The sequence below is a fragment of the Curtobacterium ammoniigenes NBRC 101786 genome (assembly GCF_001571045.1).
GTDB lineage: Bacteria > Actinomycetota > Actinomycetes > Actinomycetales > Microbacteriaceae > Curtobacterium > Curtobacterium ammoniigenes.
Genome location: NZ_BCSV01000001.1, coordinates 492,028 through 509,537 on the forward strand (window position 1 = coordinate 492,028; position 17,510 = coordinate 509,537).

Annotated in this window: 18 protein-coding genes and 1 tRNA gene; 16 read left to right on the top strand and 3 right to left on the bottom strand. The window is 68.9% G+C overall.

The window, feature by feature from the left end:
- The first annotated feature begins 35 nt into the window (after positions 1-35).
- Entirely contained in the window at positions 36-452 is a 417-nt protein-coding gene (gene ndk, locus CAM01S_RS02175; RefSeq protein WP_066515616.1) for a nucleoside-diphosphate kinase, read from the top strand.
- Positions 453-608: 156 nt separating this feature from the next.
- On the opposite strand, the gene CAM01S_RS02180 is transcribed toward ndk, so the two are convergent.
- Both CAM01S_RS02180 and CAM01S_RS02185 read right to left on the bottom strand, forming a co-directional pair.
- Positions 609-1,571 carry a DsbA family protein gene (locus tag CAM01S_RS02180; protein WP_066515619.1) on the bottom strand — a complete coding sequence of 321 codons (963 nt, stop codon included), beginning with the start codon at positions 1,569-1,571 and terminating at the stop codon, positions 609-611.
- A 77-nt stretch (positions 1,572-1,648) separates the two neighbouring features.
- Complete coding sequence (locus CAM01S_RS02185) at positions 1,649-2,260, bottom strand: vitamin K epoxide reductase family protein (RefSeq protein ID WP_245631505.1); 612 nt, start codon at positions 2,258-2,260, stop codon at positions 1,649-1,651.
- 331 nt (positions 2,261-2,591) lie between these two features.
- On the opposite strand from CAM01S_RS02185, the gene CAM01S_RS02190 reads away from it, so the two are divergent.
- Entirely contained in the window at positions 2,592-5,324 is a 2,733-nt protein-coding gene (locus tag CAM01S_RS02190) for an Rne/Rng family ribonuclease (protein WP_444542289.1), read from the top strand.
- Positions 5,325-5,386: 62 nt separating this feature from the next.
- Positions 5,387-6,202, top strand: a complete 816-nt coding sequence (locus tag CAM01S_RS02195) for a hypothetical protein (protein WP_157071352.1) — start codon at positions 5,387-5,389, stop codon at positions 6,200-6,202.
- Here the strand turns inward: CAM01S_RS02195 and CAM01S_RS02200 are convergent.
- Positions 6,199-6,489: a DUF4031 domain-containing protein gene (locus CAM01S_RS02200; protein WP_066516726.1), complete on the bottom strand. Its 291-nt coding sequence runs from the start codon at positions 6,487-6,489 to the stop codon at positions 6,199-6,201. The genes CAM01S_RS02195 and CAM01S_RS02200 overlap by 4 nt on opposite strands.
- A gap of 246 nt (positions 6,490-6,735) precedes the next feature.
- On the opposite strand from CAM01S_RS02200, the gene rplU reads away from it, so the two are divergent.
- The 13 genes from rplU (at position 6,736) to CAM01S_RS02265 (ending at position 17,459) form a co-directional block, all read left to right on the top strand.
- Positions 6,736-7,044 (top strand): 50S ribosomal protein L21, encoded by a 309-nt coding sequence (gene rplU / locus CAM01S_RS02205; protein WP_066515629.1) that lies wholly within the window; start codon positions 6,736-6,738, stop codon positions 7,042-7,044.
- Between the two features lie 15 nt (positions 7,045-7,059).
- Positions 7,060-7,311, top strand: coding sequence for a 50S ribosomal protein L27 (gene rpmA / locus CAM01S_RS02210; RefSeq protein ID WP_066515638.1), 252 nt, complete (start codon positions 7,060-7,062; stop codon positions 7,309-7,311).
- Positions 7,312-7,406: 95 nt separating this feature from the next.
- Positions 7,407-8,942, top strand: a complete 1,536-nt coding sequence (gene obgE / locus CAM01S_RS02215) for a GTPase ObgE (RefSeq protein ID WP_066515645.1) — start codon at positions 7,407-7,409, stop codon at positions 8,940-8,942.
- A gap of 39 nt (positions 8,943-8,981) precedes the next feature.
- The gene (gene proB / locus CAM01S_RS02220; protein WP_066516727.1) at positions 8,982-9,806 is read left to right on the top strand and encodes a glutamate 5-kinase; all 825 of its coding nucleotides are present in this window, start codon (positions 8,982-8,984) and stop codon (positions 9,804-9,806) included.
- Positions 9,807-9,857: 51 nt separating this feature from the next.
- Positions 9,858-11,120, top strand: a complete 1,263-nt coding sequence (locus tag CAM01S_RS02225; protein ID WP_066515646.1) for a glutamate-5-semialdehyde dehydrogenase — start codon at positions 9,858-9,860, stop codon at positions 11,118-11,120.
- A gap of 109 nt (positions 11,121-11,229) precedes the next feature.
- Complete coding sequence (locus CAM01S_RS02230) at positions 11,230-11,427, top strand: hypothetical protein (protein WP_083527650.1); 198 nt, start codon at positions 11,230-11,232, stop codon at positions 11,425-11,427.
- Positions 11,428-11,438: 11 nt separating this feature from the next.
- Positions 11,439-12,038 (top strand): nicotinate-nucleotide adenylyltransferase, encoded by a 600-nt coding sequence (gene nadD / locus CAM01S_RS02235; protein ID WP_066515652.1) that lies wholly within the window; start codon positions 11,439-11,441, stop codon positions 12,036-12,038.
- Positions 12,035-13,570 carry a hypothetical protein gene (locus CAM01S_RS02240; protein ID WP_066515655.1) on the top strand — a complete coding sequence of 512 codons (1,536 nt, stop codon included), beginning with the start codon at positions 12,035-12,037 and terminating at the stop codon, positions 13,568-13,570. The genes nadD and CAM01S_RS02240 overlap by 4 nt, the downstream gene beginning before the upstream one ends.
- 128 nt (positions 13,571-13,698) lie before the next feature.
- Positions 13,699-14,067 (top strand): ribosome silencing factor, encoded by a 369-nt coding sequence (gene rsfS / locus CAM01S_RS02245; RefSeq protein ID WP_066515659.1) that lies wholly within the window; start codon positions 13,699-13,701, stop codon positions 14,065-14,067.
- A gap of 123 nt (positions 14,068-14,190) precedes the next feature.
- Positions 14,191-14,263 (top strand) — tRNA-Ala (locus tag CAM01S_RS02250).
- Positions 14,264-14,436: 173 nt separating this feature from the next.
- Entirely contained in the window at positions 14,437-15,378 is a 942-nt protein-coding gene (locus CAM01S_RS02255; RefSeq protein WP_066515661.1) for an aldose 1-epimerase family protein, read from the top strand.
- A gap of 38 nt (positions 15,379-15,416) precedes the next feature.
- On the top strand, positions 15,417-17,096 hold the full coding sequence (locus CAM01S_RS02260) for an anthranilate synthase component I family protein (RefSeq protein ID WP_157071353.1): 1,680 nt from the start codon (positions 15,417-15,419) through the stop codon (positions 17,094-17,096).
- 87 nt (positions 17,097-17,183) lie between these two features.
- The gene (locus CAM01S_RS02265; protein WP_157071354.1) at positions 17,184-17,459 is read left to right on the top strand and encodes a hypothetical protein; all 276 of its coding nucleotides are present in this window, start codon (positions 17,184-17,186) and stop codon (positions 17,457-17,459) included.
- The last annotated feature ends 51 nt before the right edge of the window (positions 17,460-17,510 follow it).

The following is a 17,510-nucleotide window of genomic DNA, read 5'->3' on the forward strand; positions in this document are numbered from 1 at the left end:
CCGCCCACTGTCCCCACGAACCTAGGAGATCAGTCGTGTCCGAATTCGAAGAGACCCTCGTCCTCATCAAGCCAGATGGTGTTGCGCGTCAGTTGACGGGTGAGATCCTCCGCCGTATCGAGGCGAAGGGCTACGAGATCGTCGATCTCCAGATGCTGACCGCGTCGCGCGACACCCTCGACGCGCACTACGAAGAGCACCAGGGGAAGCCGTTCTTCGAGCCGCTCGTCGAGTTCATGCAGTCCGGTCCCATCGTGGCCGTGCGCGTTGCGGGCAATGGCGTGATCGCCGGGTTCCGGTCGCTCGCCGGCGCCACCGACCCGACGCACGCCGCGCCGGGGACGATCCGCGGCGACCTCGGCCGCGACTGGGGGCTGCCCGTGCAGCAGAACCTGGTGCACGGGTCGGACTCGCCGGAGTCGGCCGCCCGCGAGCTGGCGCTCTGGTTCTGAGCCGCGACCTCGCCCTCGAGTTCTGAGCGCTGCGCGCGTCCCGCGTCGCATGCCGCCCCCGCTGTGCGTCGGGGGCGCGCTCTGCTCCTGACCGACGACGTAGCCCCCCGGCGGATCACCGTCCACCGGGGGGCTACGTCGTGCCGTGCCCCCGCGTCAGGACGAGGGCGTGGCGCTTGGTGTTGCGCTCGCGCTGCTGCTCGCGCTCGGGCTTGCGGTGCTCGATGCGCTCGGGCTCGGCGTGCCCTTGGGGGCGGCGCCGACCGTCGCTTCGACGAAGGCGGCGAAGGCCGACGGGTCCGTCAACGACTGCGCTGCTGTCGTGCCGTACTGCTTCCCGTTCACGAGCACCGTCGGCGTGCCGGTGACCTTCGGCAGGTTCGAGTTCGGAATCGGGTCGTTCAGCACGCGAGTGGTCTCGGCCGCGACCCAACTTCGGAATCTGCCGCTCGTGATGCACTTCGGGATGTTGCTGTCCGTCGCGCCGGCCTTCTGAACCAGACTCACGATCTGTGCGTCCGTGAGACCTTTGGTGCCTTCCTGCGGCTGGTTCTTATAGAACGCCTGGTTCACCGCGAGGAACGCGTCGGGCTGGTAGTTGGCGACGCAGGCGGCGGCGTTGGTGGCTCGCGAGGAGTACTTGGTTCCGAGCGAGGACGCATCCAGGAGATTGAACGGATGCAACTCGAGCGTTGCGGAGCCCGACTTCACCCACTGCTTGATCTGCGTCATGTTCGCCGTCTCGAACTGGTTGCAGTACGGGCACATGTAGTCCTCGTAGATCGTGATGTGTGCGATTCCGTCCGAGTTGTTCTGCGACGTCGCAGTCGGCTTGCCGTTTGCCGGAACCGCCGGGGTGCGGACCGCGGTGATCGTCGATCCGTTGCCGTGCAGCAGGATCCCATCGCTTGCCATGTTCTTCGGGCCGGGGCCGGCCGGGCCGGACGCGTTGACGACGATCAGGGTGATCACGGTGACGATCGCAAGCGCCACGACGATGATGCTGCTGGTCAGGAACACCCGGTTCCTGCGTCGACGTGCCTTCTCTCGCTCCCGCGCGATCCGTGCACGTTCCCGTGCTGCGTCGCGTCGCGCCTTCTTGGACTGGTTGTCGCTCATCGCTGACAACCGTAATGGGTATCAATGGGGACGCTGGCTGATTTGCTGAGCGTCCTCTGCGGGATCACCCTGTGTGTTCAGAAAAGCGTCGGCAGCAGGTTCGGGAAGTGCACGACGATGACGAGCGCGATGATGAGGTAGTTCGCCAGGACGAACGCCCACCCGTACGGCCACAGCGTCTCGCCCAGGCGCCGCGCGCCCGCCCCGAACGGCAGGTGGCCGCGCCGAAGGTTCCAGAGGGTGAGGATCCAGAACATCGGGATCGTCATCGACCAGACGAGCATGCACCACGGGCAGAGCGCGCCGATCGCCCAGACGGTCTGCGTGAACAGCCAGGTGATGAACACCCAAGCCAGGAACACACCGGCGTTGAACGCGGCCCAGAACCCGCGGGCGCGGAGGATCCCGCCGGACAGCAGCATCACACCGACCGCAATCGGGGCCACGAATCCCATGACGCCGATCACGGGGTTCGGGAATCCGAACAGGTGGCCCTGCCAGCTCGCCATCACGTCGGAGCAGCTGATGAACGGGTTCACGTCGCAGTGCAGCACGGCATGCGGGTGTGCGGCCTTCGTGAACTCGTCGAGCACGAGCGAGAAGGCGCCGTAGAGCCCGACGAAGCCGGTGACGACCAGGAACACAGCCATGCCCCAGGGGCGGCGGCCGTCGAGAGTGCGTTCGGTCACGCGCCAATCATGACATGTCGGTTCGAACGGCATCCTGAGCAGGCGTGCGATAATCGAGCCGTACGGGCCGACCATTCGGTTCGCACTGAAAGCTTTCCGGGCAGAGCCCGGGTGAATATGCGTCGTGAGAGGGCGCGGACTTGCGGGGGCGTGGACGCTACCCGCCCAGAGTATTTCCCGTCGCAGCTCGTGCAGGGTGCGAGCGGCTCGACGGGGTCAAGGAGTGCACCAGTCCATGGTGGAGCAGAACAACAACAACGCCGGAAACGAAGAAACCCCTCGCCGACGAGGCCGCCTGTTCGGCGGACGTCGGGCGAGGAGCGGGGGGCCGGTGAGCGCCGCCTCCGAATCGGTCGACGCGACGCAGTCGACCCCGAGCACGACGCCTGCCGTCGGCGCAGAGCAGAGCGCGGGCGGGAGCGCCGCCGTACCGATCGGGTCGCCGGAAGCGCCGACCGCCACCGAGTCAGCGGCGCCCGCGGCGGCCCACGCATCGGCGGGCGAGGCCGTGACCGCGGCGTCGCAGGCGGACGAGGCCACGAGCAAGCCGGCAGCGGGCGCCTCGACCGATCCCGCTGCGGACGCCGTGACCGATCCGGCAGCGGACGCCGATGGCGCCGTTGCCGAGAGCACGCCGTCGGCGCCGTACGTGCCCGTCGCTACGAGCACCACCAGCCTCATCTTCCACGCGCCGGTCTTGCCGGCGCTGCCTCCGCGACCCGAGCGGTACGACACACCGGACTTCAGCGACGACGAGCAGCCGACCGGGCGGCGCCGCACGCGCAGGCGCAGCGGATCGCCCAGCCAGCAGGAGCAGGCTCCGGCGCCGCGCACGCGCCCGGAACCTGAGCGCATCAACGAGCCGCAGCGGGTGAAGGGCTCGACGCGGCTCGAGGCGAAGAAGCAGCGACGCCGCGACGGTCGAGACGCCGGTCGACGCCGCCAGGTGATCACCGAGGACGAGTTCCTCGCCCGCCGCGAAAGCGTTGATCGGGCAATGATCGTGCGATCGAGCCCCTCCCGGATCGAGATCGGCGTGCTCGAGGACAACGTTCTCGCCGAGCACTACATCACCAAGTCGCACAACGTCTCGCTCATCGGGAACGTCTACCTCGGCAAGGTGCAGAACGTGCTGCCAAGCATGGAGGCGGCGTTCGTCGACATCGGGCGCGGTCGCAACGCGGTGCTGTACTCGGGCGAGGTCGACTGGGACGCCGCGGACACCGGCAACCAACCGCGCCGGATCGAGCTCGCGCTGAAGCCCGGCGACAAGGTGCTCGTGCAGGTCACGAAGGATCCCGTCGGACACAAGGGCGCACGCCTGACGAGTCAGATCTCGCTGCCCGGTCGCTACCTCGTCTACGTGCCGAACGGCTCGATGAATGGGATCTCCCGGAAGCTTCCGGACACGGAGCGCGCCCGCCTGAAGAAGATCCTCAAAGAGATCCTCCCCGAACACGCCGGCGTCATCGTCCGGACCGCGGCGGAGGGCGCCACCGAGGAACAGCTGCAGCGCGACGTCAGCCGACTCACAAGCCAGTGGGAGGCGATCCAGAAGAAGGTGCAGAGCGGGCAGGCACCGGTACTGCTCCATTCGGAGCCCGATCTCCTGATCAAGATCGTCCGCGACGTCTTCAACGAGGACTTCTCGAAGCTGGTCATCGACGGGGAGGCCGCGCGCGCCACCATCGACGAGTATCTGTCCGCCGTCGCCCCGGATCTCAAGGACCGCGTGGCGATCTACGACGGGCCGGATTCCTTCGAGGAGTTCCGGATCAACGAGCAGGTCGAGAAGGCGCTCGATCGAAAGGTCTGGCTGCCGTCCGGGGGGTCGCTCGTCATCGACCGCACCGAGGCGATGACGGTGATCGACGTCAACACCGGGAAGTTCGTCGGCTCCGGCGGCAACCTCGAGGAGACCGTCACCAAGAACAACCTCGAGGCCGCTGAGGAGATCGTCCGGCAGCTTCGGCTCCGCGACATCGGGGGCATCATCGTCGTCGACTTCATCGACATGGTGCTCGAGACCAACCGGGATCTCGTGCTCCGCCGTCTGGTTGAGTGCCTGAGCCGCGACCGCACCAAGCACCAGGTCGCCGAGGTCACCTCGCTCGGTCTCGTGCAGATGACTCGCAAGAAGATCGGCGTCGGTCTGCAGGAGTCGATCAACGAACTCGCCGGCAAGGGTGTCGAGCAGCAGGATGCCGCCCAGCGGTCCGGTCGGAGTCGAAAGCCGCGCGGCGGCAACGGGAACGGCGGCTCTGCGAACGGTGGGGGAGCCTCCCACGCGCACCAGATCACCGACGACGTGAAGAACGCTCTCTCGCGCATTGCCGCGTCGACTGTGGTGCACCACGCCGATGCCCCGACCTCTGCCACGAGCGTGGAGCCGGGAGACGTCGACGACGTCGCCCCGCTTGCGACCCCGCCGGCAAGCGCTGACCTTGAGGCCGCCGACAACGCCGACGAGCCCACCGCAGACCGGAACGGAGCCTCGAGCGGCCGGTCCGGACGGCGGAGGAGCCGGCGCGCCTCGCGTACGACGGTGGCGCTGCCGACCGCTTCGCCCGACACGACGCCCGCGCAGACGAGCGATGTCGATGCGGGCGCACCCCGGCTGCAAACGCCTGATGACCCGAACGGGAGCGCCGCGAGCGGCGACCCGGCGCAGCCCGTGGCAGGCTTCCGGGCCGAGGCGGGCGACCGCGGACCATCCGCCGTGCAGTCAGGCGCCAGCGAGGCCGAGCACGCGCCGCACGAGGAGCGCGGAACCGCGTCGGCGAGCGCCGGTTCTCGACGGGTCTCGACGAGCGCGCCCGTGGCTGCCGAAGGACCGGTCGCGATCCTCGATCTCCCGATCGCCGCGACGAAGCGTGTGGCACCCCGCGTCAGCAGCGAGGCTGCCGAGTCGCTGCTCGACTCCGTGCTGCAGGCGCTCCCGGAGCCGAAGCAACCGGGGCAGGGGCGGAACCGCTCGCGCCGCGTCAGCTCGGGCACCGTCGTGACCCCGACGAGCCGCGATGGCGCGGGCGAGGATGGTCTCATCGTCGACGGCACCGAATAGGCGCCGCGACTCGCTAGCGTTGTGGTCGCGACGCTGTCGCGCGGAGAGTCCAGGAGGCTATCGTGTCGAACCCGATGTATGGAGCGGGGCGCGGTCTCGGACCGCAACGCCCTCCGAGCAGCGGCCACGAGGGACCCGGTCCCAGGGTGCTGCACGGGAGTCGCCCGACCGCGCTGACGTTGCTGAGTGCCGGCATCGCGGTGGTGTCCCTCATCGCCGTGATGTTCCTGTCGTCGCTCATGTACCTGCTCGGCGTCATGAGCTACCAGCCGGCGGGGCAGGCTGACTCCACCGGCGACGTCCCGCTCCGGGACTTCGTCGACGGCTGGTTGACGACGCCGTTCATGTTCTACGTCGGCGCGTTTGCGGTGTTCGTGTTCCTCGCGCCGATCGTGGCGCGGCTGTCGGTGCGGACGCTCGTGCTTCGGGCGGTGCTGGCCGGAGCGGGCGGGACGATCCTGCTCGCGGTGCTGGGCGTGTTCACCGGGTTCACCAACGATGTGCGCAACAGCGACGCGAGCTACATCTGGACCGACGTCGTGACGACGCCGCTGTGGCTCGGGACCGAGTGCACCGCGATCCTCGTCGCGGGCGCCGTCTTCGCGTGGTTGCTGCTCGGGAGGCTCGCATCCGGTCGCCCTGGCGGGTGGCCGTCCGACGCCTCCCGCGTCCCACAGCCCGCCTGGATGCCGCAGTCGCGGGCGCAGCAGCCGCCGGCGACCAACGCATGGCATCAGGGCGCCCCGGTTCCGGCCCAGTGGGAGCGCAGCCCGCGCCCCTGGCAGGACGGGAGCGCCGCGGAGTGGGAGCAGCCACAGCCTGGCGGCGAGCCGTGGCAGCCGGCCGAGCAGCGGCCGGACGAACGCTCGACGCACTAAGGCGCCGAGACACCCTTCGGGCGGCGCTTGTCGCGCTGTGGCACACGGAGGCCGCTCCGGATCAATCGCAGCACGAGATCCCGACCCGGGACCGGTGTCGCGCCGAGGGCGACGAGGTCGTCATACCGGGATACGGGCACGTCGTAGTGGTCATGGTCGAACGCGCGCCGGCTGAGGCCGGCCCTGTCCGCGAAGGCGTGCAACTCCGCGTAGGAGTGGTCGCTCACGAGGTGGGACCAGACCGTGTCGTGCGCCGGCCACGTCGGAGGGTCGATGAGCACGGTCACGCTCCGATCGTACGATGGGAAGCGGTCGACGCTCGATGCGCGCGGCTCCGCGCGCTCGACGTCGATGAAGGCGGAGGTCACGGATGTCGCTGCGTTTGACCGGACCTATGCGCATCGACTATTCTCGACCCCTGGTGTCTGCGGGCGTTTGTGCCCGCTCGCCGCAGCTCCCGGGGCAACCGTGGCGGCCGGCGAATCGAGATGCCCGAGCTTTCACCTCATTTCAGAGCATGTAAGGAACACCACGTGGTTTACGCAGTAGTGCGCGCCGGCGGCCGACAGGAGAAGGTCGAGGTCGGCTCGATCCTCACCATCGACCGCATCAAGGCGGACGACAAGGGCACCATCACGCTCGCCCCGGTGCTCCTCGTGGACGGCGACAAGGTGACCTCCGCCGCCAGCGATCTCGCCGGCGTGACCGTGACCGCCGAGGTGCTCGGTGACCTCCGCGGCCCGAAGATCGTCATCCAGAAGTTCAAGAACAAGACCGGCTACCGCAAGCGCCAGGGCCACCGCTCGGAGCTCACGCGGGTCAAGGTCACGAAGATCGCGTAAGGCAGGAGTCGACAGATGGCACACAAGAAGGGTGCGAGTTCCACTCGCAACGGTCGTGACTCGAACGCGCAGCGCCTCGGCGTCAAGCGCTTCGGCGGCGAGGTCGTGAACGCCGGCGAGATCATCGTTCGTCAGCGCGGCACGCACTTCCACCCCGGCGCCAACGTCGGCCGTGGTGGCGACGACACCCTGTTCGCGCTCGCCGCGGGCTCGGTCGAGTTCGGCACGAAGGGCGGCCGTCGCGTCGTCAACATCGTGAACGCCTGATCCACTCGGACAGCGACCAACAGCATCACATTCCGAAGGAGGGGCAGGCTTCGTGCCTGCCCCTCCTTCGCATTGCAAGGAAGAGGCACCCGCACATGGCGACCTTCGTCGACCACGTCACCCTGCATCTCACCGCGGGGAACGGTGGCAACGGCTGCGTCTCCGTGCGGCGGGAGAAGTTCAAGCCGCTCGCCGGACCGGACGGCGGCAACGGCGGGGACGGCGGCGACATCGTGCTCGTCGCGGACCCGCAGGTCACAACGCTGCTCGGGTATCACCGGTCGCCGCACCGTTCGAGCAAGAACGGCCAGCCCGGCATGGGCGATATGCGCAGCGGCATCAGCGGTGAGACCCTCGAGCTGCCCGTGCCGGTCGGCACCGTCGTCTACGGCGACGACGACAGCGTCCTTGCGGACATGACAGAGCCGGGCATGCGCGTCGTCGTCGCGCAGGGCGGCCAGGGCGGTCTGGGCAACGCGGCACTCGCAACGACGAAGCGCAAGGCTCCCGGCTTCGCGCTGCTCGGCACGCCGGGCTGGACCGGAGATGTCCGACTCGAGCTGAAGACGATGGCGGACGTTGCCTTCGTGGGGTTCCCGTCCGCCGGGAAGTCGTCCCTCATCGCCGCGATCTCCGCTGCGAAGCCGAAGATCGCGGATTACCCGTTCACGACGCTCACGCCGAATCTCGGTGTCGTCGAGTCCGGCAGCGTCCGGTTCACCGTGGCCGACGTGCCTGGTCTGATCGAAGGAGCATCTGCCGGTAAAGGGCTCGGCCTGGAGTTCCTCCGGCACGTCGAACGCTGCTCCGCACTGCTGCACGTGATCGACTGTGCGACCCTCGAGCCGGGCCGGGATCCGATCAGCGACCTCGACGTCATCCTCGGTGAGCTCGGAACCTACCCGGTGCCCGACGGTCAGCTCCCACTGCTGGAACGCCCGCAGCTCGTCGCGCTGAACAAGGTCGATGTGCCCGATGCCGCGGAGCTCGCGGCGTTCGTCACTCCGGAACTCGAAGCCCGCGGGTACCGCGTGTTCCCCATCTCGACCGCGTCGCACCAGGGGCTGCGCGAGCTGACCTTCGCGCTCGCGGACATCGTCGCGGACGCCCGTACCGTCGCGGCTGCCGAGCCGGCAGCGCCGCGCATCGTGCTCCGGCCGAAGGCGGTCGACGCCGCGCCGTTCACGGTTCGCGCCGAAGGCGGCGACGAGCACCGTTTCTACCGGATTCGCGGATCCAAGCCGGAGCGGTGGGTGCAGCAGACCGATTTCACGAACGACGAAGCCGTCGGCTATCTCGCGGACCGGCTCGCGCGCCTCGGCGTCGAAGACGAGCTGTTCCGTGCGGGTGCTGTCGCGGGTTCCACGGTCGTCATCGGCGGCGACGGGGGCATGGTGTTCGACTGGGAGCCGACCCTGACCTCCACGGCCGAGCTGATCACGAGCGCGCGGGGGACTGACTCCCGCCTCGACACCAACCGCCGCGCAACGCGCGCGGAGCGTCGTGCCGACTACTTCGAGCGGATGGACGCGAAGGCGGAGGCGCGCGCGGAGCTCGAGCGTGAACGCCTCGCGGGACTGTGGGCGGATGAGGACGACGCTGCTCCCGCCGACGAATCGAAGGAGCAGTAGCACGTGGATGCGCCCGTTCCCTCGTCGCAACTCGGCGCGGTGTCGTCCCGATCGGACCTTCCCCGCGCCCGACGCCTCGTTGTGAAGGTCGGGTCATCGTCCGTCAGCGGTGCGAACGTCGGCCAGATCGAACCCCTCACCGACGCGCTGGCCGCGGCGTGGGCGCGTGGCACCGAGGTCGTGCTCGTCTCGTCCGGCGCGATCGCGACCGGGTTCCCGGTGCTCGGACTCGCGGACCGACCGGACGATCTCGCCACCCAGCAGGCCGCGGCCGCCGCGGGCCAGAATCTCCTGATGTTCCGGTACCAGCAGAGCCTGGACCGGCACGGGATCGTGGCGGCCCAGATCCTGCTGACGGCGTCGGACATGCAGCGACCGGGCCACCGGGAGAACGCCCAGCGCGCCATCGACCGACTGCTTGAGCTCCGGGTGCTCCCGATCGTCAACGAGAACGACACCGTCGCCACGCATGAGATCCGATTCGGCGACAACGATCGGCTTGCAGCGCTCGTGGCGCGCCTCATCAGGGCCGATGCGCTCGTGCTGCTGTCCGACGTGGATGCCCTGTACACCCGCCCTCCGCACGAGCCGGGTGCGACGCGAATCGATGCCGTTCCGTTCGGCGACGCGATGGAGGGCATCACATTCGGCTCGATCGGCGCAGCCGGAGTCGGTACCGGCGGCGCAGCGACGAAGGTCGCCGCGGCGCGCGTCGCCGCTGAGGGAGGCACGTCGGTTCTCGTGACCGCCACCGGTCTCGTCGCCGACGCGCTCGCGGGTGCGGAGGTGGGCACCTGGTTTCGTGCGGCGGAAGGCGCGGCTGCCCCGAGCCTCCAGAGCGAGCGCGCAGAAGCGACGCCGTAACCGGCGGACTTCGGCGCCAGGGTTCGGACTGTCCCGACCTACAATCGGTCCATGTCGCTGACCGTCGTGCCCACGCTCGCCGACCGCCTGGTCGCCGCTCGCACCGCGTCGCTGCCGCTCGCCACCGCGACCACCCGCACGAAGGATGCGGCGTTGCGCGCGATCGCCGCCGCGCTGGTCGCCGAGACCGATGCGATCCTCGCCGCGAACGGGGCAGACCTCGAGCGGGGCGAACGTGACGCGCTGTCTGCGGGCCTCCTGGACCGGCTGCGTCTCGACCGCGCGCGTGTCGAAGCGCTCGCTGCGGCGGTCGAGCATGTGACGCAGCTCGCGGACCCGGTGGGGGAGACCGTCCGCGGATCGGTGCTGCCGAACGGACTGCACCTCACGCAGGTCCGCGTGCCGTTCGGCGTCGTCGGCGCCATTTATGAGGCGCGGCCGAACGTCACGGTCGATATCGCTGCGCTGGCGCTGAAGAGCGGAAACGCGGTGGTGCTGCGCGGCGGATCTGCCGCATCCGAGACCAACGCGGTGCTCGTCGACGTCCTCCAGACCGCGATCGAGTCGGTCGGGCTGCCCGGGGCCGCTGTGCAGACCATCGACGAGTTCGGACGTGACGGGGCGACGGAGCTCATGCGGGCCCGCGGTCTCGTCGATGTGCTGATCCCGCGGGGGAGCGCAGCGCTCATCCAGGCGGTGGTCACCGAGGCGCAGGTGCCCGTGATCGAGACCGGCGCCGGCGTCGTCCACGTCTTCCTCGATGCTTCGGCCCGACTGGAGTGGGCGCTCGACATCGTCCTCAACAGCAAGGTCCAGCGGCCGAGCGTGTGCAACGCTCTCGAGACGCTGCTCGTGCACGAATCGGCGGCGGCGCGGCTCCTCCCGCCGATTGCCGACCGACTTCGGGAGGCCGGGGCCACTATCCGAGGGGACGCCGCCACCCGCGCGCTCGTCCCGGACGCGGTCCCGGTGACCGAGGAGGACTACGCCACCGAGTCGATGGCGCTCGATCTGTCGATCCGGGTCGTGCCGGACATCGACACGGCGATCGCGCACATCGCACAATGGTCCACGCATCACACCGAGTCGATCGTGACGGACGACCTCGCCGCAGCCGAGCGATTCGTCGCCGAGGTCGACTCCGCTGTCGTCGCGGTCAACGCGTCGACGCGGTTCACGGACGGCGGCGAGTTCGGCTTCGGCGCGGAAGTCGGTATCTCGACGCAGAAGCTGCATGCGCGGGGGCCGATGGGCCTCCCGGAACTCACGAGCACGAAGTGGATCGTGCGCGGACAGGGGCATGTCCGCAGCTGATCCGCTCTCCGACCCGCCGAGCGGAGCCCGCTGTGGACTCGGCTCGCCCCGCGACGCCAGGTGACTACACTTGGGGGCTGTCCCACCCGAACCGATCGGAGTCCGCTCGATGCTCATCCTCGCCGAGACGCAAGTGCCGCTCGCCATCCCCGGGATCCTCTTCCCGATCATCGCCGGTGTGGTGTTCACGCTGCTCGGGTTCGTGACCTGGAGCTTCCGTGATGTCGCGTACCGACACAGCCAGCGCTTCGAAGCGACCCGGACGAACGAGACCGGCGTCGACGAGTTCGGGCACGTCAAGCACTGACGACCGGCCCGATGCTTGAAAGCACGGGACGACCGCGCATCGGGGTGATGGGCGGAACATTCGACCCGATCCATCACGGTCACCTGGTCGCGGCGAGCGAGGTCGCGACGTCATTCGGTCTCGACGAGGTGATCTTCGTCCCCACCGGTCAGCCCTACATGAAGTCGAGCGTGTCCGACGCCGAGCACCGGTACCTGATGACCGTCATCGCAACGGCCGCGAACCCGTCCTTCACGGTGAGCCGCGTCGACATCGATCGACCCGGTCCGACGTACACGATCGACACGCTTCGCGATCTCCGTGCGGCTCGCCCCGACGCCCAGTTCGTGTTCATCTCCGGAGCCGACGCGGTGGCGCAGATCCTCGACTGGAAGGACCACGGCGAGCTCTGGGATCTCGCGCACTTCGTCGCTGTGACTCGACCGGGACATTCCCTGTCCGTTACCGGATTGCCGGAGCGGGACGTAAGCTTGCTCGAGGTCCCTGCGCTGGCGATCTCGTCGACAGACTGCCGCGATCGGGTGCGTCGCGGATTCCCTGTCTGGTATCTGGTCCCCGATGGCGTGGTCCAGTACATCTCCAAGCATCACCTGTACCGGAGCGTTGCATGAGTTCTGACGCGCAGCCGCCATTGACGCGGCGCCAGCTGCGAGAGCGCGAGCGCGCGTCCGGAGGTCACCCCGGAACGCCCGACGAACTGCTGGCAGCACCGCCGAGTCCGGCCGCGGACGAGCCGTCCGATTTCGGTCTCCCGCGTCGCCGACCCGGCTCGCACGCGGCGGCCGTCGCGCCGCGCGATGTGGCGCCACCCGCGCAATCCGGGTCAGCTCCGCTGGCGCCGCCGAACCCCGACGTGACGAGCCCCGAGTCGCCTGCACGCCCGGCGGTCTCTCCGTCGGATGCCCTCCCCGCGTCTGCGACCGAGATCGTTCCCGGCACGGGCATGACCCGGCGTGAGTTGCGAGCGCTCCGCCAGGCGCAGGAGCAGTCGATGCAGCCCGTCCCGCTTCGCGCGCCGCAATCCTCAGAAGACGACCGCACCGTCGCGGACGTTCTCGGATCGGTCGCTGCGCTCGACGACACCCAGCCCGGTCGGCTGTCGTTTGCAGGCGCGGCGCAGGCGCAGCGCGCCTCCGGCGAGGCCGCTGGCCCGCAGCGCGCCTCCGCCGCAGCGCCGGACGTGCCGATCACGCCCGAGCTGCTGGAAGCGATCGTTCCGCTCGACGAGGAGCCCGCGCCCGACTCCGGCGCGATCCACCAGGCCGTTGCCGCTGACAGTGCGCCCGAGGCGGTCGAGACCCTGGAGCAGGCCGCCGCCGAGGCCGAGGAACCACGTCGGCACCGATCGACGTGGGCCCCACCCGCCGGCGACGAAGTGTCGTCGGGCGTCGACGCAGGAGATGCGGCGGATGCATCCGCGGACGAAGGCCTTGCGTCGGACTCGCCGGTTGTGTCGGATTCACCCGGTCCGTCAGTTGAGCCCGTCGTGAACCGTGACCTCGGCGGATTTACCGGCGCCCCTGCAGCGGGCGGTGCGCCCCGGGTCGGTTTGGCGACAGAGCCGAATGCCGGAACGCGCGCGCACGCGGAACAAGCGTTCTCGGATCCGGCCCCTTCGCGCCCGGCGACCGCACGCCCGACCCCCTCGCGCCCGGCGACGGGTTCGTCCTTCGGGGTGCGGTCTGGACACTGGAGTCTTCAGAGCGAGCAGGGCGATGCCGAGATCCACGACACCGACACCGGTGTTCGCCGCGTCGCAGAAATGCAGACCAGCGCGCTCATCCTCCCGAACACGCCGCTCAGCGACGTCACCGGGGCGCTCAATGCAACCGGTGAAGTGATCATCACCGGCTCCATCGATCTTCCGAAGTCGCTGTCGTCGACCGGGTCGCACCGCCCGATCGACGGAGCGGAAGTCGACCGGCTGCTCGAACAGCAGGACGAGATCCCGACGCCCGACGCCAGCCCGGTCCGGGCGAGCAGGGCGGTATCGAGCCACACATCGACACGCGCGGTTGTTCTCGCTGCAGCGAAGCCGAAGGAGTCGCGCGGGCCCATCATCCTCGCCGTGAGCGCTGCGACCGCCGCGGTGGCCGCGGTGGCAGCGATCGTCGTCGCCGGGTTCGCGCTCCACTTCTTCTGAGTTCCGCTCCGCGTTGCCCCTATCGTTCAAGCACGGGTTCCGGCGCTCGGGCTGTCGAACCCGGGTTCGGGCGCTTATCATTGCCTCCCACCCGGTCGAACAGAACCGGGCAGACCGAAAGGAACCGCGTGGCCGCTTCCGCTCGCGCACTCGAACTCGTCCATCTCGCAGCGACCGCTGCGGATGACAAGCAGGCAGACGACATCGTCGCGCTGGATGTCTCCGGACCGCTCCCGCTGACGGATGCGTTCCTCCTCGCGAGCGGTCGCAACGAGCGCAACGTCCTCGCTATCGCGGACGGCATCGAGGAGCGACTCCTTGAGGCTGGCGCGAAGCCATTGCGCCGGGAAGGCCGCACCGAAGGGCGCTGGGTTCTGCTCGATTTCGGTGACCTCGTCGTCCACGTGTTCCACGATGAGGACCGCCAGTACTACTCGCTTGAGCGACTCTGGTCCGACTGCCCGGCTATTCCCCTCCAGGTCGCAGTCGAGCAGTAATCACCGGCGTGACGCGCAGCGTCGAGCGGTCCCGCTCGTCTCAGGAGGCGACGCGAATGGTGTATGTTTGACGGGTGCTTCCGACGGGAGCATCCAACTCGCCGGTCTTCCGATCGGCGGTTCGGGTCTGTGGCGCAGCTGGTAGCGCACCTGCATGGCATGCAGGGGGTCAGGGGTTCGAGTCCCCTCAGATCCACACTGTTTGGACATCTGGTTCGGACGAGTCGCGAGACGTGCAGCCCTTGGCCTTCGGCCGGGGGCTTCTGCCGTTGTGGTCGAAGAAGACCTGCGTTGGTCCAGGAGGGCCTGTCTCATCGGGGTATCGGTGTCGGTGACCTCGCGAGGATTCGGTATCGATACCCTGGCTTCATGACTGATCGCGCCCGCGCTCCTCGCTCCGGAACGCAGCTCTCCATTGCCGCCGCGGGGTACACGGCCGCAATCGCCACTGTGGGCGCAACACTGCGCGCGCTCGAGCACGACGGACGAGCGCTCATCACGACGTTCGATGCCGACGAGGTGCGCCCGGTCTTCCGGGGTGCCGTCCTGGCTCCGTGGCCGAATCGGGTGGTCGATGGCCGCTACCGCTTCGACGGTGCGGAGTACGAGCTTGCACTCACGGAGCCGACGCGCGGGCACGCGCTGCATGGTCTCGTTGCGTGGCAGGACTTCGATGTCGACGTCGCCGATCCGGACCATGTGCGGCTGAGCACCACCATCGCGGCCCGCGACAGCTATCCGTTCCAAGTGCTCGTCACGGTCGATTACCGCGTCGATGCGGACGGCTTCCACACGACCATCACCGGGACGAACCTCGGTTCCGATGCGGCTCCGTGGGGCACCGGCCCGCACCCGTACGTCGTGGCGGGCGAGGGCAGCGTCGACGACTGGACGGTGCACATCCCCGCAGATCTCGTCCTCGACGTCACACCCGATCGGCTCATTCCGATCGATCTCGTCGATCCGTCGGTCGTCGCCCATGGCGAGCTCGACCTGCGCGAGCCGGCGCGCATCGGCCCCCGGTTCATCGACCACGCGTACAGCGGGCTGCGCCGAGATGACGAGGGAGACGCGACGATCACCGTTCGTGCCGACGACGGCCACGGGGTCGCCGTGCGATTCGGGCCGACATGCGAGTGGGTCCAGGTCCACACCGCCGACCACGTCAACCCCGATTACCATCGGCGCGGCCTCGCGGTCGAGCCGATGACGTGCGCACCGGACGCGTTCAACACCGGCAGCGACCGGGGTCTCGTCGTCCTGCAGCCGGGCGACGCGCACGACGCGTCCTGGACGATCGCAGCGATCTGACCGAAGCCACGGCCGACGGCCCACCGGTGGTGTTCCCCATGAACCACGCATCGCTGCGGTCGCGATGTCTCCGCGACGCGGCACCCGCTTCGGCAGAAACCGGGCTCGACGGTGTCGATCCGGCGGCGATCGTGGCGGCTGTACCGACCGAACTGGACGTCATCTGGCTGGACTCCGGCGCTGAGGACCACCAGGACCCTGCGGTGCGGAGCCGCGCACGATGGTCGATCGTGGGGTTCGCTGACGGGCCGTTCGGTGCGGCGTTGGTCCATGCGGACCGCAGAGCGGTCGTGACGGTCCAGCCGGCAGCCGAGCGGTGGTTCGGGTCGATCGGACGATCGAGCAGTGGCATCTTCGACTCCCTCGCCGCGGTTGTCGCGGCGGCGCCGCGCATCGCCGACGGCGGAGTCGATGCACAGCCGGCGATCCCGGATTGCCCGTTCGCATTGGGATGGGTCGGCTACCTCGGCTACGAGTGCGGGCGTGAGGGCGACGGGCCGGACCGTTCGGCGTCGACACCGGATCTCAGCCTCCGGTTCATTGACCGTGCGATCATCGTCGACCACCTGCGGGGGAGTGTGTGGGGGCTGACGCTCGCCGTCGATGCGGAGCCGGAGGCGACGCGTGCGAACGAGCGCTGGCTTGCGTCGCTTCCCGACCCACTCGACATTGCGCGCGTGTCGGTATCGGAGGAGGGGCGGCGCGGGGCGGTCTTGGACGGAGGACGGCACGGGGCGGTCCGTCTCGAACGTTCCGCGGCGACGGCGACGCCGATGGCGATCGGATCGGTTCGCCGCACGGAGTACGAGCGGGCGGTCGAGGTCTGCCGATCCGAGATCCGCTCCGGCTCAGCGTTCCAGGTGTGCCTGACCACGTCGTTCCATCTGGAGTCCGGGCAGGAGGCGAGCAGCGCCTCCGGTGCGAATTCGGATCCGAATCCGGATCCGAATCCGAATCCGAATGCGGATGCGGACGCGGATGCTGATCCCATCGACGCGGCGCTTGCCGACTACCTGCGGATGCGAGACGGGGCGCCGGTGCCGTTCGGTGCGTATGTCCGGCTCGGATCCGTGCGCCTCGCGAGCCGATCGCCGGAACGCTTCCTCCGAGTGGATCCGGACGGCTCGGTCATGGCTGAGCCCATCAAAGGCACGAGTGCGCGCAGCGATGATCCGCGCACCGACGCCGCTCGGCGTGCTGCGCTGGCGATGAACGCCAAGGAACGCGCCGAGAACGTGATGATCGTGGACCTGGTGCGCAATGACGTCCAGCGGTCCGCGCTGCCGGGCAGTGTCACCGTCGAGCGGTTGTGCGCGGTGGAAACCTACCCGACCGTGCATCAGCTGGTATCGACGGTCGTCGGGACGCGACTGCCGAACCTCACGTCTATCGACGTCGTTCGGAACGCGTTCCCGCCCGGGTCGATGACCGGAGCGCCGAAGCCGAGCGCCATGGCGATCATCGACCGCCTAGAGGGTGCGCCGCGGGGTCCGTACGCCGGCGCTCTCGGGTACTTCTCGCTCTCCGGCCACGTGGATCTCGCGGTTGCGATTCGCACGCTGGTCACCGTCGTGGATGCGCAGGGCGTGGTGGTCACACGGTCCCTCGGTGCTGGGGGTGCGATCACGTGGCCGTCCGACGCGGCAGCGGAGGCGGAGGAGGTCGTCGGCAAAACGGCATCCGTGCTTGGCCCGCTGGGGTATGCCGTCTCGTGGTGAGCGGTCGCGCCGCAGGTCGGTGTGGCAGCGCCGCGCGTCCTGACGTACACTCCAGGTTCGAACACACATTCGAATCTGGAGGCCGTGGTGCAGACGATCGAGCGAGTGCGGATCACGCGTTCCCCAGCGGGTATCCCCACTGCGATGCTGCTGCATGGTGAGCGGTTCCGAGTCACGGATCGCCCTACTCGCTGGTCGGGGCGTGGTGACTCGTGGGATTTCGGCCCGGTAGAACCCCGAGAATCCGGGGATCTGGCCCTGTGGCGGTTCCAAGCGACGCCAGTGTCGGGTGTCGGTGCGAGCATCGTCGTCGATGTGATCGACACACCGCATGGGTGGATGCTCCTCGGGCTCGTTCATTGAGCGGCCCGGAGGCACGGGCTCGCTCGGTCCCGAATGCACTGCTGAATGTCA